Genomic DNA, 24,527 nt, shown 5'->3' with positions numbered 1-24,527 from the left:
TTCGACAGTTCGAGGGCCTTATTCGTCGAAGACGTACTTGCCCGGAGCCGCATAAAGTGGGGGGAAGGCCTCACTACCACAAGACTTGGGCGCCACCTTGAGGGCGCCTGAGCGCTCCTTGAGCCATTCACCCCATAGCGGCCACCAGGAGCCAGCATGCTCTTCGGCCGTTGCAGCCCATTCATCAGCCGTTGGCTTGATTTCCGAGTTGCGGAAATATTTCGCCTTTGGATTTCCGGGGGGGTTTATGAGGGATTGCAGGTGTCCGCTGGACGACAGGACGAATTCGATATTTTCAGACCCAAGCAGGGCCGGGGTTCTGTAGCACGCCTTCCAGGGCGTGATGTGGTCAGTCAGGCCGGCAACAACGAACGAGTCGCACGTTACCTTGGTCAGGTCTGCCTTGTGTCCGGCAATGTCGACCTCACCCGGATTGTCGAAAGGCTGGTTCAGACCGAAATCAAGAAAGTCGGAATGAAGCTGAGCTGGCAGGTTGGTCGTATCATTGTTCCAGAAAAGAACGTCATATGGAGGCGGATCTTCTCCCATCAGGTAGTTGTTGACGACATAGTTCCAGATGAGATCGTTGGGCCGCATCCAGGCGAACATGCGCGCCAGGTCGTCGCCCTTGAGAATGCCCTTGCGCCGCGAATACTTGCGGGCGATCTCGAGGCTGCCATCAGAAACAATCTGTCCGAGATCGCTGTCGTCACGCTGCGGGTTGAGCACGCAGACCATGAAGGTAAGCGCGTTGATCCGCTTATCGTCAGCGGCGGCCAGAAGGCTCGCAAACGTTGCGGTCGTGATTCCGCCTGAACAGGCACCGCCAACATTGATCTTCTGAGATTTCGTGATCTTCCGAATGACCTCGCTGGCCTGAACGAGACTGTCGACATAGTCAGACAGACCCCAGTCAGCATGCTTCCTGGTCGGATTGCGCCAAGACACGATGAACGGCTGAAGCTCTTGCGATAACAGGAACTGAACGATGGATGTATGTGGTGTCAGATCGTTGGCGTAATACTTGTTGATCTGTGGAGGAATGATCAGGATCGGTGTTTTGTGCACCTTCTCGCTTGTTGGTGCATACTGGATAAGTTCCAGCATGTCGTTTTTCCAGACAACAGACCCTGCAGACGTCGCAAGGTTCTCTCCTACCTTGAAGGGGCGCTTGTCCACTTGCGACGGCATGCCGCCATTCTTTGTCAGGTCAGTGTAGAGGTTCTGAAGCCCCTTGAGCAGCGATAGGCCACCCGAGTCGACGACTCGCTTCGTGGCTGCAGGGTTTCCAACAAGCGTATTTGTAGGCGCCATTGCATCGGTGATCATGCCCATCACAAACTTGGCGCGGGCATGCTCCAGCTCGCTCATCTTGAGCTCGCCTACCCAGTCATTCAGGTGCGCCTGGGTAGCGAGGTATGCCTGCATACCTCGTTTGTAGAATGGGTTATGCTCCCATGCCGGGTCCTGAAAGCGGCGATCCTTGCGGTCGGACTTGCGATCAGACTTGCCCATGAGGATTTTGGCATTCTCCGCCGTGATCTTTCCGGCTGTCCTGGCAGTCGTCACCGGATTGGTCATGGTCGACCGCAACATCATGGCTACGGCGCCCAGCAGCTCCTGTCGGTTGATCCCACCCATGAGCGGATTAAGAGCCGTCGTGCTCTCAGCCGCATTCCTCGCGATCTCTTCCTGTGGTGTTGGCATTGTCGTCCTCCCAGTGTGCCGGTCTTTCGCGGACACAAGGACCACGCTGCCGACTTAGCTATTTTCTCTTTCGATTTCGGAAAGAGAGACTTGTAAACTTTGAAACAAAATTCGTTCCATAGTGATAATTGCATGTCAAACTACAAGTTAACCCATGAAAACACGCGATCGTATCCTTCAAGTCAGCTTGCTTCTCTTCAACGAGGAAGGAGAGGCGCCACAGACGGCTGTCGATATTTCAAACGCGCTCGATATCAGTCCTGGTAATCTATATTATCACTTCAAGGGCAAGGATGCGATAATCCGGGCCCTCTACAGTGCCTTTGAAGATGAAATGCGTATCATATTGCGCGGCTCGAAAGGTGGCGTGACATCCATCGAGGATAATTGGGTCTATCTCTACATCATCCTCGAAGAGATCTATGATTTTCGCTTCTTCTACCGGGACCTTGGTGTTCTGCTTGATCGGTACCCCGATCTTTCCGTCAAATTCCGGGCCCTTGTCGCCGAGAAGCGGCGCACAATAACGCGGGTTCTTCACGATCTATCCCAAAGCGACGTGTTGCAGCTAGATCCCCGTCTGGAAACGGCACTTACAGACCAGATCATGATGTCGATCACGTTCTGGCTCGCAAATGACGCGATCGGATCAGCAGCGCATGACGGCCCGGCGCTCATCCACAAAACCGTGTTCCAGGTCATGTGTCTGATGGTCCCCTATATGGGCACGGCTGGCTTTGATACGCTCACGCGAATGATCGATCACTACGAATCCGTTTCAGGGTAAAGAAACGGGCCGCCTCGTTCTGAGACGGCCCATCTGTTTCGGCAGCCCTATTTCTTCAGGACTTTTGCCTGCTTCACCCAGTTATCCCGGGTGATCCGGCCACGCGCACCGATCTTGTCATCAAGCGCGGCGGCATCTGCTTTCGTCAAAGCGGCAATCTGCGCATAAGTAGTGATTCCTTCTGCAGCGAGTTTCTTCGCCATAGCCGGACCGACGCCCGCAATCATGGAGAGATCGTCAGCAGCGACCGTCTTGGCTTTGGCCTCGGATTTTGGAGCGACGGCCTGTTTGACCGCGGCAGATGTCTTCTTCGCAGCCTTTTTGGCCGTTTTGGCGACGTCCGCACCTGTCTCACCAGCAACCGCTTCGATCTCAGCTGTCAGACGTGCAAGGCGCGCCTTAAGGTTCACATCACCAGTTGCGCCTTTCGCCTTTGCAGCCAGTTCGGACACTTCATCCTCAAGCTTGTCGAGCTTCTTGTGAATTTTCTCGCCCTTGGTGCCGAGGCCTTTGACGCCGAGCAAATCACGCATGCGGTCCATGCGAGCCTCGAACTGATCGCGCGCCTGAACCTGGAATTCACGGGCAGTCGCTGCAGCTTTCGCCATTTGCTGCCCAGCCTTCAGGACACGCTCGTCGCCTGAAAGGCGCGAACGCACGTCGCTTTCAATTTCTTCACCGCGCTTGACGAGGTCTTCAAACACTTCGGCAGATTGGGTGTTGAGAACATTCGCACCCGCAAGTGCGCTGTCATAGGCCTTACCGTAGGCGCCAACACCCGCCAGCCAGATCTTGTGGGCCATGTCGGCAGAATTGGCCTCTATCGCCTTGCCGACTTTTTCCGCCTTGGCGCGGGCTTTGGTTTTTTCTTTCGATTTCGACTTTGCCATTGTGTGGCTCCTTCGTGGTTGTTCGATGGGACCAGAAATAGGGAACAAGTCTAGAAAGCGCATACTAATCGCTGCCGGGGTTGAAACACCGCCGCGTTTGTCGTGTATCTGGCTGCAGAAACCAGGAGAGGAATACCGCAATGAGCGCAGTTGATTATGAAGTAGACGGCACGACGTATGAGGGCTTTTTCGTACGACCCGCCGGAAAGTCAGATCTTCCACTCGTGATCATCGCACATGCCTGGGGCGGGCTCGGCGATAACGAGAAGCAAAAGGCGCAGGCGATTGCGAACGAGTTGGGATATGCGGCATTTGCCATGGATGTCTATGGCAAGGGCAAGCGTGGCGAGAGCGTCGAGCAGTGCCAGGCATTGATGAACCCGCTGGTGGGCGATCGCGCTGAGCTGCAGAAGCGGCTGGCCGGCGGACTTGCCGTCGCCAAGGCCCAGGACGGTGTCAACGCGGCGAAGGCGGCAGCGATTGGTTACTGTTTCGGAGGACTGAGCGTGCTCGATATGGCTCGCGCAGGTCATGATGTGCTGGGCGTATGCTCGTTTCACGGTCTTTTTCGGCCAGCCGAAAACCTCCCTTCTCCCAAGATCAAGGCGAAAGTGTTGATCGAACATGGCTGGCAAGACCCGATGGCCACGCCGGACGACGTCCTGTCGATCGCCAAGGAAATGGATGGGGCCGGCGCCGACTGGCAACTGCACGCACACGGACAGGCCATGCATGCCTTCACGACGCAGGGGGCCAATGACGCCAACATGGGAACGGTTTACAGCGCGGATGCAGACAGACGCAGTTTCGCATCGCTGACCAGGTTCCTCGCCGAACTGTTCTAATTTCCGCGCAAGGCGTAGCCGGCAGAACGGACGGTCCGGATCGGATCTTCTCCGCCATCCTGCCGGAGCGCCTTGCGCAACCGACCGACATGCACATCAACCGTGCGTGCCTCAACATAAACATCAGATCCCCAGACGGTATCAAGCAGTTGCTCGCGCGAGAAGACCCGGCCGGGATGCTGCATGAAATAATCAAGAAGACGGAACTCTGTCGGGCCGAGGTGAATTTCGCCATCATTGCGCATGACCCGATGGGCAACGCGGTCAATGACAATATCGCCGACGGAAATCTTGTCTTCCTTCAGGCCTGGACGAATCCTGCGCAGGACGGCGCGTACCCGTGCCATGAGTTCTGTTGTTGAAAATGGCTTGGTGACGTAGTCATCCGCACCCGTATCAAGGCCACGAATCCGATCACTTTCCTCACCCCGGGCAGTGAGCATGATAATTGGCATATTGGGGTTGGCGCCACCATTTCGAATGCGGCGGCAGACTTCGATTCCGCTGACCTTAGGCAACATCCAGTCGAGCAGGAGCAGATCGGGCGCGCGCTCATCGATCATCATCAGCGCCTCTTCGCCATCTGCTGCGACGGCAACTTCATAGTCTTCCTTCTGAAGATTGTAGAGCAGCAATTCGGAGACGGCGCTCTCGTCTTCTGCGATGAGCACGAAGGGCTTCATACTGTATTCCTCTTATGCGGCCGTCAGCCGTCAAGTTGGGGGGTTTTGGGCCTCTCAGTCGACAAGAGGTATTCTCCGGTCGCCTGAAAATATACAAACTCTGCGATATTGGTGCAGTGATCGCCTATGCGTTCGAGATTCTTGGCCATGAAAAGCATATGGGCCCCTGCCCCGATCGTCCGCGGATCCTCGATCATGTAGGTCAGCATTTCACGAAACAGCGAGTTGTAATGCTGATCGATATCGTCATCGCCTTCCCAAACCGCCTTGGCCGCCGAAGCATTTCCGGTCGCATAGGCGTCGAGAACCATGTTGAGCTGGCGAGACACCGGACCGGCCATGCGGAAAATGCCCTTGCGCATGGACACGCCCACATTCTCGTCAAGGCGCTGGGTGCGTTTGGCGATATTCTTGGAAAGATCGCCAATGCGCTCAAGCTCTCCCACGACTTTCAATGCGGAAAATACGGCGCGCAGATCGTGAGCCATTGGCTGGCGCCGGGCGATCAGGCTGACAATCTGTCTCTCCACCTCGGCTTCGAGCTTGTCGACCTGCGCGTCACGCGCAACCACGTCGCGCGCAACATCAACGTCGTTCTTGTTCAACGCCGAACAGGCATCGAGGATCATGGTCTCAACGATGCCACCCATGCGGAGGATATCAGCCGCAAGCTTGTCGAGCTCTTCAGTGAATGCGGAGACAATATGATCAGACATGAACCAGACCTTAGCCGAATCTACCGGTGATGTAATCCTCAGTGCGGCGCTCCTGCGGATTGGTGAATATCTGGTCGGTGTCACCCATCTCGACCAGCTCTCCCAGGTGGAAGAAGGCTGTGCGCTGCGACACGCGCGCCGCCTGTTGCATAGAGTGGGTTACGATGACGATACAGTAGCGCTTTCTAAGTTCATCGATCAGCTCCTCGATACGGGCCGTCGCGACAGGGTCGAGCGCCGAGCAAGGCTCGTCCATCAGAATGACTTCCGGCCTGACGGCGATTGCGCGGGCAATGCACAAGCGTTGTTGCTGACCGCCGGAGAGGCTGTTGCCGGGTGAGGACAGGCGGTCTTTGACTTCATTCCAGAGACCGGCCCGCCGGAGGCTTTTCTCGACCATTGCGTCGAGATCCTCTCGCGAATTCGCCAGGCCATGAATGCGTGGGCCATAAGCGATATTGTCGTAAATGGATTTCGGGAACGGGTTTGGCTTCTGGAAAACCATGCCGACACGCGACCGCAGCAAGACCGGATCAATGTCCGGGTTGTTGATGTTCTCGCCATCCATGATGATTTCGCCTGTCACCTTGCAGGATTCGATCGTGTCATTCATGCGATTGAGGCACCGCAGGAAAGTCGATTTCCCGCAACCGGACGGTCCAATCAACGCAGTCACTGCGCGATCCGGAATCGAAAGCGAAATATCGAAAATCGCCTGCTTGTCGCCATAGGACACATTGATGTTACGACACTCAATTCGGGGGAAGGTGAGCCCCTGCCCCTGATCCAAATCCAGATCCGCCGGCGAGCTCTCGCGGTTCTCAGTGATTGTCGTTTCCATTACCATCTCCGTTCGAACCGGCGCCGCAGCAAGACGACAATTCCATTCATTATAACCAGGAATATCAGCAGGATCACGATGACGGCTGCCGTCATCGGCTCCCATGCCCGCTCAGCATTGGTGGACCAGCTGAAGATCAGCACAGGAAGAGCCGTTGCTTCGTCGGTTGGACTGTCGGGAACGTCGGCGACAAACGCAACCATGCCAATCAGCAGGAGCGGCGCCGTTTCGCCCAGTGCGCGCGCCATGCCGAGTATGGCACCAGTCAGGATACCTGGGCCGGCCAGGGGCAAAACGTGGTGGAAGACTGACTGCATCTTCGATGCACCAACACCCAAAGCAGCAGCACGAATCGAGGGAGGCACCGATTTCAATGCCGCACGGGACGCAATAATGATCGTTGGTAGCGTCATGAGAGCGAGGACAAGGCCGCCCACCAATGGCGCAGACCGTGGCAGGCCGAAAAAGCCGAGAAACACAGCCGCACCCAATAGACCGAAGACAATTGACGGCACAGCTGCCAGATTATTGATATTGACCTCTATGATCTCTGTCAGGCGATTACGGGGGGCAAACTCTTCAAGGTAAATTGAAGCAAGTATGCCGACAGGAATGGCAATGAACGCTGTCACGAGCATCGTCAACAATGAGCCGACAATCGCCGCGAGCGCTCCGGCAATCTCGGGGTAGGTGCTGTCAGTATTGGTCAAAAGGCTTAAATGAGGCACGCGGGAAATGCGGCCCATATCCTTCAGCGCGAGTGTCCACGCGATCTGCTGGTCCGACACATTTCGCTCTGTCTCAGGCAGCGCAATGATGCGCGCCACAGGACGCGCGCCCCGAAACGCATCCATTGCGCCGGCGAGCATGGTGATATTTGCAGCGCCCGATTCCAGGCTTGTCACACGCCCTGTGGCGGAACCTGATGTAAGGAGAATAGAGCGTGTATCTACCGTGCTTCCTTCGTCTGCCCTTAAAGTCGACATCAGCGATTCAAGACCCCGGAATGCTAACGCACCGGACAAGCGAACTTCGTTTTCGGTGACCTCGGAAACGGACTCGATTTCGCCGATCCGGACACGGGCATCTCTCGAAATCGCACCTTTCAGGTAAAGGTCCAGATCGTCATTCAAAGGCACAGTGATCCTCATTTCGCGGCCAACCCGCGTGGGGTTTTCAGCCACAGATCGGGCCGTCGGCAGGACGGCGAGACGCGTGACAAGATCACCCAGACGCAGCCGGGAAAGACGATCATCTGCTGCGTCCGGAAAGGTCTCAAGCAAATCGGACCGGAGCAGCGAATAGAAGCCATCAACATTGCGGGAGATGTCGGAAGGCGAGTCCTCACCTTCAGGTGCAATAATCGCAGGATCGAGCATGACGTCGAATTTCACGACGTGATACGTCGCTGCCGAAATGGCCTGATATCCAATTGATGCAACCAAGAGCGACAAGGCCAGCAACGCGAACGCGATCGCAGACAGCCCATAGGCCCTGAACCGGACATCAGCGGCACGCCGCTTTTTCAAGCGGCGCAACGCTTCTTCGTTCCTGAATGGACCTTGCACGACGTCAGTCATATTTTTCCCGATACTTCTGGACGACGCGAAGCGCGATCAGGTTGAACACGAGCGTGACGGCAAACAGGACAAGACCAAGCGCGAAGGCAGACAGGGTTTTGGGACTGTCGAATTCTGTTTCTCCGGTGAGAAGTGCCACGATCTGGACTGTAATCGTCGTCAGGTCTGCGGTTGGGTCGGCAGAAATTCTGGCCCGCTGGCCGGCCGCCATGACGACAATCATGGTCTCACCAATTGCACGCGAGACGGCCAGCAGGAGCGACGCTATGATCCCCGGCAATGCGGCGGGCAATACAACATGCTTGACGGTTTCCGACTTGGTTGCGCCCATTGCGTATGCGGCATCGCGCAAGGTCTGCGGCACCGCATTGATCACGTCATCAGAAAGGGATGACACGAACGGGATTACCATGATCCCCATGACAAGACCGGCAGCGAGCGCGCTCGTCGGCTGCGCGGCGAGCAATGGCTCGCTTGTCAACCCGGATGACATGAGTGTTGTATTGATCCAGACGGCCAGAGAGCGGATGGACGGCGCCACGACAAGCAGCGCGAAAAAGCCATACACGACCGTGGGAATGCCGGCGAGAATTTCGAGGACCGGCTTGACCCAGCTACGCACTTTTGGGCCCGCATATTCTGAAAGATATATTGCCGCGAACAAGCCAACCGGTGCTGCGATCAACATTGCGATCAGCGCTATCATGAACGTGCCAAAGAATAGCGGCAAAGCACCAAATTCGGCACTGGTTTGCGCGTTCCACCGCGTTCCAAACAGGAAATCCCAGAACGGAATCTCGGCAAAGAACCTCAGGCTTTCATAGAGAAGCGACGCAATGATTCCGACAGTTGTCGCAATTGCGATGGCCGCGCAGAGAAACAGCATGAGTTCAATGCCGGACTCAACGCGATTTCGCGCGCGAAAGCCGGGCACGATTCGGCGCCTGGCCAGCACGAAACCAACAGTCGCACACAGCAATGCCAAGGCTATCGCACTCAGTTTCACCACGCCCTGGATCTCCAGATAGCGGTTCGTGATCGCTGAGAAGACACGGTCGGCGCCGGTATAGGCATTCTGGACCGCTGCACGCGACACGGCGTCCAGGTAAACGCCAAGTTCAACACCTGGCATCTCCCGGAAATTGGCCGGTAGTTCGTTCACGAGCTGCGAGCGCACAATGCCCTCGCCCAGAAGGCCGTATCCCAGTGTCACGACCAGGGCGGGCACGAATGTCCACATCGCAACGAAGTAGCCATGATAGTTGGGGCGCGAGTGCATTCGAGAGGCCGCAGCGCCCGAAAACTGCTCGGCCTGAACGCGCCCCACAAAAAAGGCGCCTGACGCGAGCATTGCGAGCAATGCGAGCATCAACCAACCCATGGGCAAATGGCCGAGCTGCTGAAACATCCAGTCCGAATTCCCCGTTTATGATGCCCCTTTAATGCTGCTCCACGACAATTCTGTGACAGTGGGTGCACTCAGGACAGATGACCGCACATGTCTTGCGCCGCTCGGCCTTATCAGCCACATCTCGTGACATGAAACAGTATGCGCAATCTGACGCCATCTGGCACGGAACGACGATCCTGGCCGTTCGAAAATCCGGAAAACTGGCTATGTTGAGCGATGGTCAGGTCTCCATGGGCCAAACCATCATGAAGGGTAACGCACGCAAGGTGCGACGCATTGCGGGCGGAGATATCCTCGCGGGATTTGCCGGCGCCACGGCGGATGCCTTCACGCTGTTCGAGCGCCTGGAAGCGAAACTGGAGCGTCATCCTGGCCAGTTGCAGCGCGCGGCCGTGGAGCTGGCCAAGGACTGGCGCACCGAGAAATATCTGCAAAAGCTCGAGGCTCTGCTCATCGTGGCCGACAAGGATGTCACGCTGGTCATCACCGGTTCAGGCGACGTCCTGGAGCCGGAGCACAATGTCGTCGCCGTCGGATCGGGGGGTAATTTTGCGCTCGCGGCGGCCCGTGGCCTCTATGACTATGAAACAGATGCCGAAGTCATCGGGCGCAAGGCCATGCAGATCGCAGCCGAAATCTGCGTTTACACAAATGCCAATTTCACGCTCGAGACGCTCGATACCTGAAACGCGCCGCTCTTTGATCCTGACCGACCTGAAAGTCCCGAATGCAAAACCTGACACCTCGTGAAATCGTTGCTGAACTTGATCGTCACATTGTTGGCCAGAATGGTGCCAAGCGCGCCGTGGCCATTGCCCTGCGTAACCGCTGGCGCCGCAAGCAGGCGCCTGAGGCCTTGCGTAACGAAATCACGCCAAAAAACATCCTGATGATCGGGCCGACCGGTGTCGGCAAGACTGAAGTATCAAGGCGACTCGCGAAACTGGCCAATGCCCCGTTCCTAAAAGTCGAGGCCACGAAATTCACTGAGGTCGGCTATGTCGGCCGAGATGTGGAGCAGATTATCAGAGATCTCGTGGAAGCCGCTATCGGCATGGTCCGGGAACAGAAGCGGGCTGGTGTGGCCCAGCAAGCCCAGGACGCAGCAGAAGAGCGCTTGCTCGACGCCCTGGTTGGCGCCGATGCTCAAGCCTCCACGCGAGAAGCCTTTCGACGCAAGCTCAGGTCTGGTGAGCTGGATGACAAGCCAGTCGATATCGATTTCTCGGACACCACCAATCCAATGCAAATGATGGACATTCCCGGTCAAGGCGGGTCGATGGGTATGATCAATCTGTCAGACATGCTCGGCAAGGCGATGGGCGGGCGCACCAAGCGCGTCCGTACGACCGTGCAGGCAGCCTATCGTCCACTTCTGGAGGAAGAGGCGGACCGGCTGCTGGATGAAGACGCAATTGTGCGCGAAGCGGTGGACTCTGTCGAGCAAGACGGCATCGTGTTCCTCGACGAGATTGACAAGGTCGCCGCACGCAAGGATCGCGGCGGCGCAGATGTCAGCCGCGAAGGCGTCCAGCGAGACCTTCTGCCATTGATCGAGGGCACCACTGTGTCCACCAAGCGCGGCACCGTGAAAACAGACCATATCCTGTTTATTGCGTCTGGTGCCTTCCATGTCTCCAAACCCTCTGACTTGTTGCCAGAGCTACAGGGCCGTCTGCCAATTCGGGTGGAGCTGGAAGCCTTGTCACGCGATGACCTGCGCCGCATCCTTGTCGAACCGGAAGCCAGTCTGGTGAAGCAATATCAAGCCTTGATGGGCGCCGAAAATGTCACACTCGAATTCGAGGACGCGGCAATCGACCGTTTGGCCGATCTCGCAGAGGCCGTGAACAACTCAGTTGAAAACATCGGTGCGCGGCGGCTGCAGACCGTTCTGGAGCGCCTTCTGGACGAGATTAGTTTCGAAGCACCCGACAAATCCGGAGAAACGATTACGATCACAGCCGACTATGTGAACGAGCGGGTCGCAGGCTTGGCCGGTGACGCAGATCTGTCGAAATTCATACTCTAGGTTCGAACGCTCACGGCGATGTCGCGCGGCGGACCGGCAAGTGTTTCTTACCCCAGTCCCGAAGCGTCATCAGGGCGGGCGCCAGCTCCATTCCCTTTTCCGTGAGAACGTAGTCGTATCGCTTCGGGGCGTCGGAATAGGCCTGCTTTTCGAGTATACTGGCGTCAACCAGGCGCCTCAGCCTGTCGGTCAGAACGTGCCGTGTCATGCCGCTCGAATCGGCAAACTGCTCAAAACGCGACAATCCAAGGAAACAGTCGCGAAGTATCAACAGGGTCCACCGATCGCCGAGGACCGACAGTGTCCGCGCCACAGGGCACCAATTGTCTGAAAGTTCCGACCATTTCATGGGCCAACCACCTCGCAAACCAGTTGGAGTTCCGAAACAGCACTCAATCACGATTCGGAAGCGCTGTACCTCGGTCTGGCTCTGTCAGGCGTAACGCCCATAAGTGGTCAGGCATCAATTCCGGCGGCCATCGCGAGACGTGCGAGCGAAACCTCAGGTCTTGGCCCAAAGTGGCTGATCACTTCCGCTGCCGCAATATGCCCGAGACGCGCGCACGTCGCCAGCGGCAGGCCCTTGGCGTATCCGAACAGGAAGCCCGCTGCATATTGATCGCCGGCACCCGTTGTATCGACAACTTTGGCAACCGGTTCCGCCGGGATCACAATCGGCTCACCATCACCAATCACAACGGAGCCTTTCTCACTTCGCGTAACGGCGGCGATCGCCGTATCTGCCTGAAGGCGCGAGATGGCTTCGTCGAAGTCTCGCGTCTGATAGAGCGAAAGGAGTTCCTCTTCATTGGCAAAGAGAATATCAACATGGTTCTGCACAAGATGCAGGAAGCTTTCACGGTGCCGGTCGACGCAGAAGCTGTCCGACAGCGTCAGCGAGACGAGGCGACCGGCGGCTTTCGCAATCTCTGATGCGTGAACAAACGCGGTCTTGGCGTCGTCCTTGTCGAAAAGATAGCCTTCAAGATAGAGGATCTTCCCCGCCCGGACCACATCCTCGTCAACATCATCCTTTGAGAACAGGACCGATGCACCAAGAAACGTGTTCATGCTCCGTGCGCCGTCGTCATTGACGAAGATGATGCAGCGAGCAGTAGCAGGTCCGCTGTCCAGCGGATGCGTCGCAAAGGGCACCCCCGTGCTCGTCAATTCCGCACGGAACTGTCGCCCCAGATCGTCATTCGCGGTTTTGCCGATATAAGCCGCGTTGCCGCCAAAGCTCGCAATGCCAGCTATCGTGTTCGCGCCGCTGCCACCAGATGTGACGACCGGGTTCTTCGCCTCAGCAGTCAGCGCGTGAGCGCGGGGCTCATCGATCAAATTCATCGCATCCTTCTGGATGCCCCACTTCTCAAGAAAAGCATCATCTGCACGCGAGAGGATGTCGACGATCGCATTGCCCAAACCGACAACGTCAAAACGGGTGGAAGTCATGATTACTTAGCCTTGGTTTTCCAAACCGCCGATTGCCAGACAAGACAGATGGACGCAACTACATCGCATGCTAAATGGGCAGGCATGAAGATCGCCTATCTTGCCTCCCGCGTCACCCTGCCCGGTTCCGATATACGGCGAAGTGATGCCTTCGAGCACGATTACATGATGAATGCGCTTGTTCCGGCGTTTGCGGCGCAAGGCATGACACTCATCGACATTTCCTGGGATGATGAGGAGGCTGACTGGGCATCTTTTGACGCTGCGGTCATCGGAACCACGTGGGACTATTGGGACCGGATGGACGAATTCCTTGCAACCCTCGAAAGAATTGGCCAGCAGACCAGGCTTTTCAATCCGCCAGAACTGGTTCGCTGGAATATAAGGAAAACCTATCTCAGACATCTTGAGGCGAAAGGCGCAGAGCTCATCCCGACTCTTTGGCTCGATAGTGTCACGCGAAAGGATGTCGAGAGCGCCTTCGACTTACTTGGAAGTGATGATCTTGTGTTCAAGCGCCAGGTGGGCGCCGGAGCTAAGGACCAGCATCGTCTGACGCGCGGCGGCCCGGTCCCTGACATGCCGCACGCCATGATGGCTCAGCCGTTTATGAAGATGATTCAGGACGAAGGCGAGATCAGTTTCATTTTCATCGACGGTGAGTTCAGTCATGCCCTCGTTAAACGCGCAGCGTTGGGTGACTATCGCATACAGTCAGCCTATGGCGGGAGCGAGCAGACCCTCACCCCCTCAACCGCTGACCTTGCTTCTGCGCAGGCAGTGATTGCGACCATGGAAGCGGTACCGCTTTACGGCCGAGTAGATATGCTCCGAGCGCCTGAAGGGAACCTGCTTCTCATGGAGCTGGAACTGATTGAACCCTATCTTTACCCGATCGAGGGCCCCAATCTTGGCACCAAAATGGCCTCTGCGATTGTGCGGCGCATGAGACCGGAATCATTAGGATTACACACCCAACTCACATGATCGAAAATGATCGTGAGCTCGTCCGACCCGACCCATCATCTCACCCTATCCGCCGAATCCATAAACGAGCGCGATCTTGAGCGCAGTGTCCGTGTCTTCGAAACCATCTGCAGGATTGGTGTCGTAACGCACTTTGAATGACATGCGTGCTGAGATGGACTTTGAAATCGCGGCCGTTAGCGACGCGGCATTTTCGATCTGCGTCGACGCTTCACCATAAAGCACGTCCGTCTCGTTCGAGACGCTGACGCTCTCGTTGAAGGTGTAGGCGTATTCAGACCGGGCCACGGCGCCAAAGGACGTCACTGTCTCTGCCGGAATGATCAGCACAGCGCCTTGCGCATCAGTCGTAATGGTCCGTTTGACTTCATCAATCTTAACACCCGGGCCGCCCTGCACGCTCCACTTGGTCTTGTCCCCGTCAAAGATGTGATAGCCGAGACCGCCGCCGACAAAGGTGCGGCTGTCGAAACCGGTAAACTGGTCAACTTCATATGATGTCCGACCGAATGCAAACAGCTTCTCATTGAGCAGGCGATCGACATCGCCTGACAGGAAGTACCGGTTGCGGCTCTCGACCCCGTCCTGTTCGCCATATTCGCCATCGGCAACCAGCCCGATCGTCCAGGGGCCTTGCGTCCGGGCGACGTCTACACCCAGGCCCAGATCAGTCGTTTCAGTATTGCCCGTCGTGTAACCGGCGCTGAACGCCGCTTCGCCAGCCCACCCGTCCGGTTCTTCTGAAAATGCGGGTTGGCATGCGAGAACGCCGACACCAGCCAAAACGGCACCAAGCGAGAGTGAATTGAATTTGGACATAACGTGACTCCTGAATATTCCACGGCACGTTTCACGGCATTTTGTGACCAAGTCGTTATGGAAACATGGCCGGCTGAAGGCAGGCAGACCGGCTGGCAGAAATGTCACACATCACACTATCTGCGGGGCTTGGCTTTGGCCCTGGGTCCCAAGCGGGAAACCGTGGCCGGATCGGGAGTTTTTGGTTTGAATTTGCACAAGTGCGCAATGGCGCAGTGCCAGCACTCAGGGGTCTGCGCCTTGCAAACATATCGGCCATGCAGGATCAGCCAGTGATGCGCACCATGCTTGAATTTGGGTGGCGTGACCCGTTCCAGTCCCATTTCCACCTGATCGGGGGTCTTCCCCGGCGCCAGGCCAGTCCGGTTTGAAACGCGGAACACATGAGTGTCGACAGCAATGGTCGGCACACCAAACGCCTCGTTCAAAACGACATTCGCCGTCTTGCGCCCGACACCGGGTAATTCCTGCAACTCTTCGAGCGTGTTCGGAACGACCCCGTCGAACCTGTCGATCAGCATCTGACTGAGTGCGATGACATTCTTGGCCTTGTTCCGCCAGAGGCCAATCGTGCGGATATGTTCAGCGACACCCTCCTCTCCGAGCACGAGCATTTTCTCAGGCGTATCTGCCAATGCAAACAATTTGGCGGTGGCCTTGTTCACCCCGACATCCGTAGCCTGCGCAGACAGCGCGACTGCCACGACTAGCGTGTACGGGCTGGTAAAATCCAGTTCGGTCTTCGGATCCGGCCGGTCCTGAGCAAGCGCGTCATAGAGTTCGGTCGCACGCTCACGCCCAAAGGTCCGCGGGGCTCGCGCTCTCGTCGTCTTCTTCTTTTGAACGGTTCTTCTGTCGGGCATGACTGAGGTGTTTAAGACGCACTTTCCGGGACGCAAGCGCGTGCTAAATAAACGTCCATGTCAGAGTTTCAGGAAACCATCTATTTCGACGCATTGCTTACGCCCAATCGGTCGCTCAGTCCGCGCGGATTCGCAATTGTCATGGCAGTGGTCGGTACTCTCAGCCTTTTCTGCGGCGTGGCTTTCGTTTCAATGGGGGCCTTTCCGATACTCGGGTTCTTTGGGCTGGACGCATTGGCCATCTACCTGGCGTTTCGCTGGTCCTTCCGTCAGCAACAGGAAGAGACCCGGGTCACAGTCACAGGCAAGTCGCTGTTTTTACAGCACCGCAAATCCGACGGCACCAAACGAATTGTGGAGCTACCTTCGGCCTTCATACGAGTAGAACTCGATGAACCATTGACCACAACAAGCTGGCTGCGAATCGCGCACGGCCGCACCGCCTATGTCATCGGCCGGTTTTTGACGCCACACGAACGCAAAACACTCGCGACGGCTCTTCGCAGCGCGATTCTGAATGCCCGCGCAGAAAGGCATTCAGCCTGATTCAAGGTTAACAAAAATAAATGACGCCTGCGTCATGGTTTTTTTGTGCCGGGTATGATAAATCTAGGTCGAGAATAGAACTGGAGTCCCCGCCCGGGACCCTTCGGAGGAAGAAGAATGGCTGCCGATACCGCACAAACCTTTGATCACCCTGCGCTCCAGCGCCCGAAAGTTTCGGACCGTGAGCCACTGCATCCCGGATACTTGCGTGTCGGAGAGGCCGTTCCCCCGGCTTCAGAACTGGATATCAACACCCTGGACCTGGTCGATCCCGAAATCTGGCGTCAGGGCAAGTACTGGGACCGTCTCGAGCGCCTGCGCAATGAAGACCCTGTCCACTTCACGCCAGACAGTTTTGTAGGGCCCTACTGGTCAGTCACCCGCTATGAGGACATCATGGCGGTCGACATTGATCACACGCGCTTCTCATCCAGTTGGGAACACGGCGGGATCACACTTGGCGAGCCGCTTGAAGATTTCGAAATGCCGATGTTCATTGCCATGGACGAGCCGCGTCACTCCGAGCAGCGCAAGACGGTCCAGCCGGCTGTCGCGCCAAACATGCTCAAGGAATATGAATCCCTGATCCGCTCGCGGACGCAGGGACTGCTGGACAGCATTCCGGTTGGCGAGCCGTTTGACTGGGTCGATACGGTTTCCGTGGAATTGACGACCATGATGCTGGCCACCCTGTTCGACTATCCGTTCGAGCGCCGTCGCGACCTCACCCGCTGGTCGGACGTGGCGACGAATATGAACAACCCGGACATCTGCCCCGGTGGGGAAGAACAGTGGAAACAGGAAATGATGACCTGTCTCACAACGTTCATGGGCCTTTTCCAGGAACGGGGCGCGATGGACGAGAAAAACGATCTTATCAGCCTGCTGGCTCATGGCGAAAAGACTCGCAACATGACGCCGATGGAATTGCTGGGTAACGTCATCCTGCTGATCGTCGGCGGCAATGACACGACCCGCAACTCGATGACGGGGTCTGTTTACGCGCTGAACAAATTCCCGGCTGAGTACGAAAAGCTGAAGGCTGACCATTCGCTGATTCCGAACATGGTTTCGGAGACGATCCGGTGGCAAACGCCGCTCGCTTTCATGCGCCGCACGGCACTGGAAGACGTCGAGATGCACGGCAAGACAATCAAGAAAGGCGACCAGGTCGCCATGTGGTATGTCTCGGGCAACCGCGACGAACGCTTCTGGGATCGTCCCAACGATTACATCATCGACCGTGAAAATGCACGCCGCCACATCTCATTCGGTTTTGGCATCCACCGTTGCGTCGGCAACCGCCTTGCTGAGTTGCAACTGCAGATCCTGTGGCAGGAAATCATGGAACGCTTCAGCCATATTGAAGTGTTGGACGAGCCGTCGCTCACATCGGGTGCTTTCGTTAAAGGCTACACTTGGATGCCGGTCATCTGCCATCCAAAATAAGGCTGTTGGCTAACCCCACGCAAAGACTGCTAAACCTCCCGTCATGTCCTGATGGGAGGTTTTTTCATGGATGTTTCCACCGCAGTCGCTCAGCGTATTTCAACGCGTGCGTTCAAACACGATCCCCTTGCGCAATCAGAAATCCGCGACTGGCTTACGGCGGCCCAGCGCGCGCCGTCTGGCGGTAATACGCAGCCATGGCGAGTGATCGTGGTAACGGGGAAGGCGCGTGACGAGATTATCGCCAAGGCTGCTGGTGTCCTGAAGGATAGCCCGGCTGGGCAACCGACAGACCGCCCCATCTATCCAAAGGACTTGTGGGAGCCGCACGAGGGCCGCCGGCGCCGTGTGGGAGAGATGATGTACGAGGCATTGAAAATCCCGCGATCGGACCGGGCCGCAAAGCTTGCCTGGTTTGCAAATAATTATCGCTTTTTCGGGGCGCCGGTCGCTGTGTTCATTGTGATTGACGAGCGAATGGGCCACGGCCAATGGGGCCATACCGGCATGTATCTGCAGACTCTGGCCTTGCTCGCTGAGGAGCGCGGATGGGGGACATGCATGCAGGAATGCTGGGGAATAATGCGTCCGATGCTCAAGGAACATTTCGGTCTTGGCGCTACCGAAATGGTTTGGTGCGGCATGGCCGTGGGCATTCCGGACGCCGAGCACCCCGTCAATTCGCTGCGCGCTGAACGCGCCGACGTGGACGAAATTGCCGTTCTGAAGGGGTTCTGAGCGGAAGTTGTGAGGGGGCGGAGGGGTGTGGTTGCGCCGGTTGCGCACCATTTTCGACCTATTGCTGCCGCATCGGAATGATCTGCTGCCTGCATGATCACGCGACGTGCCGCATTCTCCGGCCTGGTAGCCCTTCCACTCGTTCCGAGCGTGCTTGGCGAGCGGCTGATCCCGTGGGAGACCCGCCTGATCATGGCGGCGCGTGAGCAGATAGGAATCACGCTGTCCTACGACCCCGCCTATGTCAGCCTCGACTATCCGAATGGCGACCTACCGCGCGAGCGAGGCGTGTGCACGGACGTTCTGGTGCGGGCCTATAGGGACGCCTTCGACTTCGACCTGCAGTCAGCCGTACACAAGGACATGACGGCAGCGTTCAGTGCCTATCCGAAAATCTGGGGGCTGACCCGGCCGGACAGGAACATAGACCACAGACGCGTACCGAACCTTGAGACCTATTTCCGGCGGCATGGCACACGGCTACCTGTTCCGGACGAACTGGCAGACTGGCAAGCTGGCGACATCTATACGATGCGTCTCAATGGCAGGCTGCCACATGTCGGCATCGTATCTGACAAGATGACGCCCATGGGGCACCGCCATGTGATCCATAACATTGGTGCAGGCACGGCCGAGGATGATATCCTTGGCATGTTCGACGACGAGCAGCGTTTCAGGTTCGAACCGCCGGCAGCATGAGCCCTATTCCTCGTCGTCCCAGTCGGTCATCGGACGCTCGGGCTCGCGCGGACTGGATGCGAGCTGGATCACGGCGGCCTTTACGCTGGCGCGGTCGAACTCGTCATCGTCTTCAGCAGCACGCGGACGGGGCTTGAGATAGGCAAAAACGCTGACCCCGCTTGAATCATCGTCAATGGCTTCAGCTTCTGCAGAGTCGCCAGCGTCTGATTCACTTTGTTGGGCCGACGCTTCTGGCTCCTCATCAACCTCATCGTCAATATTCATACCGGCGATGGCGTCAGAACCCGTCTCACCATCGTCTTCCTCATCCATATAGTCGGTAACGAATGCATCGACGGCTTCGACGTCCGCAGAATCCTGGATAAGCACGTCCTCGTCGTTGAGCGCTTCCTCGTCGGGCATCTGGAAACCGGCCGGGATGACATCAGACAACAGGCCTTCTGCTTCAAGATCGGCCTTGCCGGGAAGCGTGTCGAGGCTTTCGAGGCCAAAATGCTCAAGAAAGGAATCCGTCGTGCCATAGGTCATCGGCTGGCCCGGCGTCTTGCGGCGCCCCTTGATCTTGACCCAGCCAGCTTCCATCAGCGTATCAATCGTAGTCTTGGCAACGGCAACACCGCGAACGGCTTCGATCTCTGCCCGCGTAACAGGCTGACCGTAGGCGATGATCGCAAGGGTCTCCAGCGCGGCCTGACCGAGTTTCTTCTGAACCTGGCGCTCTTCCACGAACAGGTAGGACAGGTCCTGCGCCGTCTGGAACCGCCACTTGCCGGCGACTTCGACCAGGTTCACGCCCCTGTTCGCGTACATTGCGCGTAGCGCCATCAGGACTTCGGCGGACTCCACGCCGTGCGGCAGTATTTCGGCAATCTGGTCTGCTGATAGCGGCTCGCCGGCAGCAAACAGGATGGCCTCGGCGCGCCGGATACCCTCAGACAGGGCCTCCTCGACGCCGCCAGCCAGTTCGGCTTCGGACCGTTTGTAGGCGAAGGACAGCTGGGCCAAGGGATCCCGCGTCTCTTCCGGTGAATCATCCGTCATTTCAAACTTCTCAAGCGGTTGCATCCCTGCCCTCCCCGGGGTTGGTTCCTGCATTACGTAGGTAAAGTGGCGCAAAGTGGGCGTCCTGGCGCACGTCGACTTCCCCGTCCCGGGCAAGTTCGAGCGCGGCCGCAAACACGCTGGCGGTGACCGAGCGTGGCGGTAACAAGGGGTCAACCTCGGTCATGCTGATCCGGATGTCATCCAGACTGGACCACTGGCTCAATTGCTCACGCAAGGCGCGCAGCGTGGTCCGGGCTAGTTCAAGTGGCAGGACGAATTGCTGCTCGATCTTGTGAGGCGCTTCCTGTTCCTTGCGCTCGCGTATTGCGCCGAAGGCCTGTGTCAGCTCGTAGAGCGACGCCTTGAATTCTGTGTGCTTGACAACCCGTGGCTGTTCAGGCCGGCCGCGCAGGAAAATGACATTGTTCAGGACCGGACCGGCCTCCAGTTCCTGAACTGCCATGCGCATCGCATCAAGACGTTTGAGGCGGAACGCGAGACGCTCGGCCATTTCTTCGCCCGACGGCTCGTCATCGTCCAGCTTGTCAGGCTTTGGCAGCAGGAGGCGCGACTTCATGAAGGCGAGCCACGAGGCCATTAGGAGATAGTCGGCGGCCAGATCCATGCGCTGGGTCTTGGCGTCTTCGATGAAGACGAGATACTGGACCGCGAGGTCGAGAATGGAGAGGTGGAGCAGGTCCACCTTCTGGCGCCGGGCGAGTTCCAGCAACAGGTGAAGCGGGCCTTCATAGCCATCGACATCGACGCGGAAAATATCGCCCGCTTCGGCGTCCTGCGCGTCTGCCGACAGCGCATCGATGGAGATAGCTTCCAGACTCATGCCATCGCCCTGAATTCGGGGAAGAGTTCGTGGAAACGCGCCCAGCCGGCCTGGCCGTCGAACGGCATCTGCGCCGTCGACATGGCCTCGGCCCGCTGCGCACGTTGCAGGGCCTTGTCAGCGAGAAAAGGAGAGGCTTCGGCGACTTCAGCCATTTCCGCAAGAATTTCATCAGGCGCCTTCAGGAAGCCCGAACAATGCAGCAGCACGTCACATCCGGCTGCAATTGCACCGTCTGCACGCGTCGTCAGGCTACCGCCCAGCGCCCTCATCCCCAGATCATCCGTCATCAGCAGGCCATCAAACCCGATTCGCTCGCGAATGATGCCCTGTATTACCGCCGGTGACAGGGTCGCGGCGACACCAGGGTCGATGGAGTCGTATGCGATATGGGCGGTCATCGCCATCGGCGCGTCCGCAAGGCGCGCGAAGGCGTCAAAATCCCTGGCGAGCTCGTTGGCGCCCGCGGTGACGCGCGGCAGTTCCAGATGGCTGTCGGACATGGACCGGCCATGCCCGGGAATATGCTTCACCACACCGGCCACACCGCCATCCGCAAGGCCCTTCAGAGCGGCACGCGCAATGTCTGCGACCTGCTCGGGCTCTGTGCCAAAGGCCCTGTCGCCGATCACGTCATGTGCACCGGGCACCGGCAGGTCGACCACGGGGGCGCAATCGGCATGAATAGACAGGGAGGCCAGTTCGGCAGCGATCAGGCGATGGCCAAGCCAGGCGGCCTCCAGACCGCGTTCGCGATCAGACTGGTAGACGAGCGCATAGTCCTCGCCGCGAGGGAACAGCGGCCATTCGGGCGCCTTCAGGCGGGCCACACGCCCCCCTTCCTGGTCGATGAAGATCAGCGTGGCGCGACCGGTTGCATCCCAAATGTCGGCAACGAGCCGGCGAATCTGGGATTTCGACACGCAGGAACGTCCCATCAGGATGACGCCCCAGGGGTCATGCGCGGAAAAGAGCACCCGCTCTCCCGGTGTCAGTATTGGTCCTGAGACGCTGAGGATGCACGCCTTTGTCACTATCCAGTCACCACAATGCAGTTTTCGCCAGCGGACTTGAGCGCGGTGCAGAACTCCGTTGCCTGCGATCTTTCGGCAAAGGCCCCGACGCGCAAGCGGTAAAACACACCTTTGGCACCCAAGTCGGCCCGTTGTATGTGTTTCTCGGCGCCGTGATAGATGTCGGGGCGGGAGGCAGATGCCTTGCGCCAGGCTGCTTCGGCCGCTTCCTCCGACCGAAAGGCAGCGATCTGAACCAGAAAGGCTCCTCCAGCGCTGAAATCGAACTCGGAGCCGCTATGGCTGGGCGCCATCATCCTGGGTGCCATTGGCATCGGGACCGGGTTCACCGACGCGACGTCGACGGCGTCTGCGGGATCGTCAGCGGGGCGTTCATCCAGATTGGCCAAAGCTCGCACCTGATCGGCAACCACGTTCGGCATGCCATTCTCGGGATCGACGCCGTCGTCCGTGCCTGATTCGACGCCCGGGCGCAGCTCGATGGGCGGTCCGCCCTGCAGGAATTCGTCGCTCAAGGCGCCATCGAGGTCAGCCACGACAGACCCGGCGACTTCAGGCCGGTCGGAGGCGTCCATCTGGTCGTAGAATCGCTTGTCGGTATCTGGAACCGCCACACCGCCGCGGTCTTCCGGCGTCCGCTTGTAAGGTTGCGTATCTGCAATAACGCTTGGGATTCCGGCGCCATTGGAGCGCACACCCTGTCGGTATGTATTCCAGACGACGGCACCGAAGACTAGCAGCACGCCAATGGCGAGCGCAAGAATCAGCGGACCGCGGGCCGTTTCGTCGTCGCGGATCTCGAATCCCCGGTAATCATCGTCAAAAGGGGCATAATTTCCCCTCTCATTGCGCGATCTGCCCATGGACTGTTCCTTCAGATTGGTTTTCTGAGGTTAACATTAGGGGTGGTTTCGTTAATGACGCTTGAACATCAAGGCTTTTCCCCGAAGGCAAGGGCCGTCCAGAGGTTAACTCGTGCGCTCTGAACGAGGTCAGCGCATACTGCTGACCTCATAAAGGCGGCGATGTTCCTCCATAGCGAATGTGTCCGTCATGCCCGCGATATAGTCACACACGATACGGGCCCTGCGGGCATCGGTGACCTGTGTCGCATCCTGGCGCCATGGTGGTGGCAGGGTCTCGGGCTCTGCGAGGAAGATGTTGAACAGGTCTGCCAGCAGGCGTTTGGCCTGGCTGCGCATGCGGTTGACCTTGTAATGCTTGTACATGCGCTCGTGGAGAAAAGCCCTGAGCGCGCGCTGGCGGGCCTCCAGCTCATCCGAGAAGGCGACAAGTGGCACGGTCATCGCGCGCACCTCGGCGGCGCTGGCGGGTTTGTGGAGCTTGATTCGGCGGCGGGTCTCATCGGTCAGGTCATTGATCCAGACGCCGATCAGGCGCCGCACGGCCTCGTATGTAACCATGCGGTCGCTCAAATGCGGGTATTCGATACGCACGCCCCGGAACTGCTCCCCCACGACCGGGATGTCCATGAGGTCATCAATGGTAAAGAGACCAGACGCGATGCCGTCGTCAATGTCATGGTTATTATAGGCGATATCATCCGACAGGGCCGCGACCTGTGCCTCCGGTCCGGCAAACTGGTCCGGTTCCAGATCGGCCAGATGAGGGAAATTGCGGAACGCAGCCGGGAGGCTGGTGATTGGCGTGTCGGGGCCCGTGACCGGGCCATTGTGCTTGACCAGGCCCTCCAGCATTTCCCAGGTCAGGTTCAGTCCCTCGAAATTGGGGTAACGCACTTCCAGTTTTGTCACGAGACGCAGCGTCTGGGCGTTGTGGTCAAAGCCTTCAAAGCCCTTCATGCACTCATCCAGCTGATCTTCGCCCGCGTGACCGAATGGCGGATGGCCAAGGTCATGAGCCAATGCGAGCGCCTCGGCAAGGTCCTCATCGAGGCCGAGCGTGCGGGACACGCTGCGCGCAATCTGGGCGACTTCCAGGGAATGCGTGAGCCGGGTGCGGTAGTGGTCGCCCTCATGGGCCACAAATACCTGTGTTTTCTGCTTCAACCGGCGAAAAGCTGTTGAGTGGACGATACGGTCACGATCGCGCTGAAACGGCGTTCGTGTGGCCGATGGCGCCTCGTCAAAATAGCGGCCGCGGCTCTCTTCGTGGCGCGTCGCAAACACGGCTCTCTTTTCCATCGGCCAATTCGTCCCTATCTTGTCCTCATGAGTACCGTAACAGCCCCTGATGTGACCCTGTCCGCCTCCGCTGCCAAGCGGATTAATGCGATTCTGGCAAAACAGGACGGCGCAGACTTCCTGCGCGTTTCTGTCGAAGGCGGCGGCTGCTCGGGCTTTTCCTACAAGTTCGACTTTGCCGATGCGGCCAATCCGGATGATCATGTGGTTGAACGGGACGGTGCACGCGTGCTGATCGACGCGATGAGCCTTGAATTCCTCCAGGGCTCGGAAATCGATTTTTCTACCGAACTGATCGGGGCGGCGTTCAAGATCAACAATCCGAACGCCACGGCCGCGTGCGGGTGTGGGACCAGCTTTTCAGTCTGACCTGCCCCAGCGTCCGGCTCGCG

26 protein-coding genes are annotated in these 24,527 nt (G+C 57.9%); 10 read left to right on the top strand and 16 right to left on the bottom strand.

The annotated features are described in order from the left end of the window. Positions 1–18: 18 nt before the first annotated feature. The gene (locus ACQ66M_RS15865) at positions 19–1,707 is read right to left on the bottom strand and encodes an alpha/beta fold hydrolase (RefSeq protein WP_350172135.1); all 1,689 of its coding nucleotides are present in this window, start codon (positions 1,705–1,707) and stop codon (positions 19–21) included. 154 nt (positions 1,708–1,861) lie between these two features. Here ACQ66M_RS15865 and ACQ66M_RS15860 point away from each other — a divergent pair, with 154 nt between their 5' ends. Beyond that, entirely contained in the window at positions 1,862–2,494 is a 633-nt protein-coding gene (locus tag ACQ66M_RS15860) for a TetR/AcrR family transcriptional regulator (RefSeq protein WP_350172133.1), read from the top strand. A gap of 47 nt (positions 2,495–2,541) precedes the next feature. Here the strand turns inward: ACQ66M_RS15860 and ACQ66M_RS15855 are convergent, their stop codons facing one another. Then, positions 2,542–3,384, bottom strand: coding sequence for a phasin family protein (locus ACQ66M_RS15855; protein WP_350172131.1), 843 nt, complete (start codon positions 3,382–3,384; stop codon positions 2,542–2,544). Between the two features lie 140 nt (positions 3,385–3,524). Between ACQ66M_RS15855 and ACQ66M_RS15850 the strand changes: the two genes are divergently transcribed. Further along, the gene (locus ACQ66M_RS15850; protein ID WP_350172129.1) at positions 3,525–4,229 is read left to right on the top strand and encodes a dienelactone hydrolase family protein; all 705 of its coding nucleotides are present in this window, start codon (positions 3,525–3,527) and stop codon (positions 4,227–4,229) included. On the opposite strand, the gene phoB is transcribed toward ACQ66M_RS15850, so the two are convergent. The 5 genes from phoB to pstC are packed head-to-tail and all read right to left on the bottom strand — an operon-like array spanning position 4,226 to position 9,457. Further along, the gene (gene phoB / locus ACQ66M_RS15845) at positions 4,226–4,912 is read right to left on the bottom strand and encodes a phosphate regulon transcriptional regulator PhoB (RefSeq protein ID WP_045697447.1); all 687 of its coding nucleotides are present in this window, start codon (positions 4,910–4,912) and stop codon (positions 4,226–4,228) included. The genes ACQ66M_RS15850 and phoB overlap by 4 nt on opposite strands. A 23-nt stretch (positions 4,913–4,935) precedes the next feature. Further along, positions 4,936–5,628, bottom strand: coding sequence for a phosphate signaling complex protein PhoU (gene phoU / locus ACQ66M_RS15840; protein WP_350172126.1), 693 nt, complete (start codon positions 5,626–5,628; stop codon positions 4,936–4,938). A gap of 10 nt (positions 5,629–5,638) precedes the next feature. Beyond that, entirely contained in the window at positions 5,639–6,457 is an 819-nt protein-coding gene (gene pstB / locus ACQ66M_RS15835) for a phosphate ABC transporter ATP-binding protein PstB (protein WP_430405189.1), read from the bottom strand. 11 nt (positions 6,458–6,468) lie between these two features. After that, positions 6,469–8,049 (bottom strand): phosphate ABC transporter permease PstA, encoded by a 1,581-nt coding sequence (gene pstA, locus ACQ66M_RS15830; protein ID WP_430404984.1) that lies wholly within the window; start codon positions 8,047–8,049, stop codon positions 6,469–6,471. After that, the gene (pstC, locus tag ACQ66M_RS15825; RefSeq protein ID WP_350172120.1) at positions 8,042–9,457 is read right to left on the bottom strand and encodes a phosphate ABC transporter permease subunit PstC; all 1,416 of its coding nucleotides are present in this window, start codon (positions 9,455–9,457) and stop codon (positions 8,042–8,044) included. Before pstC ends, pstA begins: the two co-directional genes overlap by 8 nt. Before the next feature lie 131 nt (positions 9,458–9,588). Between pstC and hslV the strand changes: the two genes are divergently transcribed. Together hslV and hslU are read left to right on the top strand one after the other, a co-directional pair. Then, on the top strand, positions 9,589–10,146 hold the full coding sequence (gene hslV / locus ACQ66M_RS15820) for an ATP-dependent protease subunit HslV (RefSeq protein ID WP_350172118.1): 558 nt from the start codon (positions 9,589–9,591) through the stop codon (positions 10,144–10,146). 41 nt (positions 10,147–10,187) lie between these two features. Then, a complete protein-coding gene (hslU, locus tag ACQ66M_RS15815) occupies positions 10,188–11,492 on the top strand; it encodes an ATP-dependent protease ATPase subunit HslU (protein WP_350172116.1) in 1,305 nt (434 codons plus the stop codon). Between the two features lie 10 nt (positions 11,493–11,502). Here the strand turns inward: hslU and ACQ66M_RS15810 are convergent, their stop codons facing one another. Further along, complete coding sequence (locus ACQ66M_RS15810) at positions 11,503–11,841, bottom strand: winged helix-turn-helix transcriptional regulator (protein WP_350172114.1); 339 nt, start codon at positions 11,839–11,841, stop codon at positions 11,503–11,505. Positions 11,842–11,948: 107 nt separating this feature from the next. Further along, complete coding sequence (locus ACQ66M_RS15805) at positions 11,949–12,947, bottom strand: adenosine kinase (protein ID WP_350172112.1); 999 nt, start codon at positions 12,945–12,947, stop codon at positions 11,949–11,951. Positions 12,948–12,995: 48 nt separating this feature from the next. On the opposite strand from ACQ66M_RS15805, the gene ACQ66M_RS15800 reads away from it, so the two are divergent. Beyond that, positions 12,996–13,934, top strand: a complete 939-nt coding sequence (locus ACQ66M_RS15800) for an ATP-grasp domain-containing protein (protein ID WP_350172110.1) — start codon at positions 12,996–12,998, stop codon at positions 13,932–13,934. A 45-nt stretch (positions 13,935–13,979) separates the two neighbouring features. Here the strand turns inward: ACQ66M_RS15800 and ACQ66M_RS15795 are convergent, their stop codons facing one another. Beyond that, entirely contained in the window at positions 13,980–14,753 is a 774-nt protein-coding gene (locus ACQ66M_RS15795; protein ID WP_350172108.1) for a DUF481 domain-containing protein, read from the bottom strand. 116 nt (positions 14,754–14,869) lie between these two features. Then, positions 14,870–15,616, bottom strand: a complete 747-nt coding sequence (nth, locus tag ACQ66M_RS15790) for an endonuclease III (protein WP_350172106.1) — start codon at positions 15,614–15,616, stop codon at positions 14,870–14,872. Between the two features lie 57 nt (positions 15,617–15,673). Between nth and ACQ66M_RS15785 the strand changes: the two genes are divergently transcribed. The 4 genes from ACQ66M_RS15785 (at position 15,674) to ACQ66M_RS15770 (ending at position 19,048) form a co-directional block, all read left to right on the top strand. Then, positions 15,674–16,162, top strand: a complete 489-nt coding sequence (locus tag ACQ66M_RS15785; RefSeq protein ID WP_430404982.1) for a DUF2244 domain-containing protein — start codon at positions 15,674–15,676, stop codon at positions 16,160–16,162. Between the two features lie 117 nt (positions 16,163–16,279). Beyond that, positions 16,280–17,611: a cytochrome P450 gene (locus ACQ66M_RS15780; protein WP_350172102.1), complete on the top strand. Its 1,332-nt coding sequence runs from the start codon at positions 16,280–16,282 to the stop codon at positions 17,609–17,611. Between the two features lie 66 nt (positions 17,612–17,677). After that, the gene (locus tag ACQ66M_RS15775; protein WP_430404980.1) at positions 17,678–18,349 is read left to right on the top strand and encodes a nitroreductase; all 672 of its coding nucleotides are present in this window, start codon (positions 17,678–17,680) and stop codon (positions 18,347–18,349) included. Positions 18,350–18,442: 93 nt separating this feature from the next. Next, positions 18,443–19,048: a DUF1287 domain-containing protein gene (locus ACQ66M_RS15770; RefSeq protein WP_350172098.1), complete on the top strand. Its 606-nt coding sequence runs from the start codon at positions 18,443–18,445 to the stop codon at positions 19,046–19,048. Between the two features lie 3 nt (positions 19,049–19,051). On the opposite strand, the gene scpB is transcribed toward ACQ66M_RS15770, so the two are convergent. From scpB to ACQ66M_RS15745, 5 genes are all read right to left on the bottom strand, one after another. After that, on the bottom strand, positions 19,052–20,116 hold the full coding sequence (scpB, locus tag ACQ66M_RS15765) for an SMC-Scp complex subunit ScpB (RefSeq protein WP_430404978.1): 1,065 nt from the start codon (positions 20,114–20,116) through the stop codon (positions 19,052–19,054). Beyond that, positions 20,103–20,936, bottom strand: a complete 834-nt coding sequence (locus ACQ66M_RS15760; RefSeq protein WP_350172094.1) for a segregation and condensation protein A — start codon at positions 20,934–20,936, stop codon at positions 20,103–20,105. The genes scpB and ACQ66M_RS15760 overlap by 14 nt, the downstream gene beginning before the upstream one ends. Then, positions 20,933–21,973 (bottom strand): glycoside hydrolase family 3 N-terminal domain-containing protein, encoded by a 1,041-nt coding sequence (locus ACQ66M_RS15755; protein ID WP_430405187.1) that lies wholly within the window; start codon positions 21,971–21,973, stop codon positions 20,933–20,935. The genes ACQ66M_RS15760 and ACQ66M_RS15755 overlap by 4 nt, the downstream gene beginning before the upstream one ends. Further along, a complete protein-coding gene (locus ACQ66M_RS15750; RefSeq protein WP_430404976.1) occupies positions 21,970–22,833 on the bottom strand; it encodes an SPOR domain-containing protein in 864 nt (287 codons plus the stop codon). Before ACQ66M_RS15750 ends, ACQ66M_RS15755 begins: the two co-directional genes overlap by 4 nt. Positions 22,834–22,962: 129 nt before the next feature. Further along, positions 22,963–24,135: a deoxyguanosinetriphosphate triphosphohydrolase gene (locus tag ACQ66M_RS15745; RefSeq protein ID WP_350172088.1), complete on the bottom strand. Its 1,173-nt coding sequence runs from the start codon at positions 24,133–24,135 to the stop codon at positions 22,963–22,965. Positions 24,136–24,162: 27 nt separating this feature from the next. Here ACQ66M_RS15745 and erpA point away from each other — a divergent pair, with 27 nt between their 5' ends. Beyond that, positions 24,163–24,504: an iron-sulfur cluster insertion protein ErpA gene (gene erpA, locus ACQ66M_RS15740; protein ID WP_350172086.1), complete on the top strand. Its 342-nt coding sequence runs from the start codon at positions 24,163–24,165 to the stop codon at positions 24,502–24,504. The last annotated feature ends 23 nt before the right edge of the window (positions 24,505–24,527 follow it).

The organism is Hyphomonas sp., from assembly GCF_965284475.1.
Lineage (GTDB): Bacteria > Pseudomonadota > Alphaproteobacteria > Caulobacterales > Hyphomonadaceae > Hyphomonas.
Note: the sequence above shows the minus strand (reverse complement) of the source record. Positions and strands in the feature narration are given on the sequence as shown.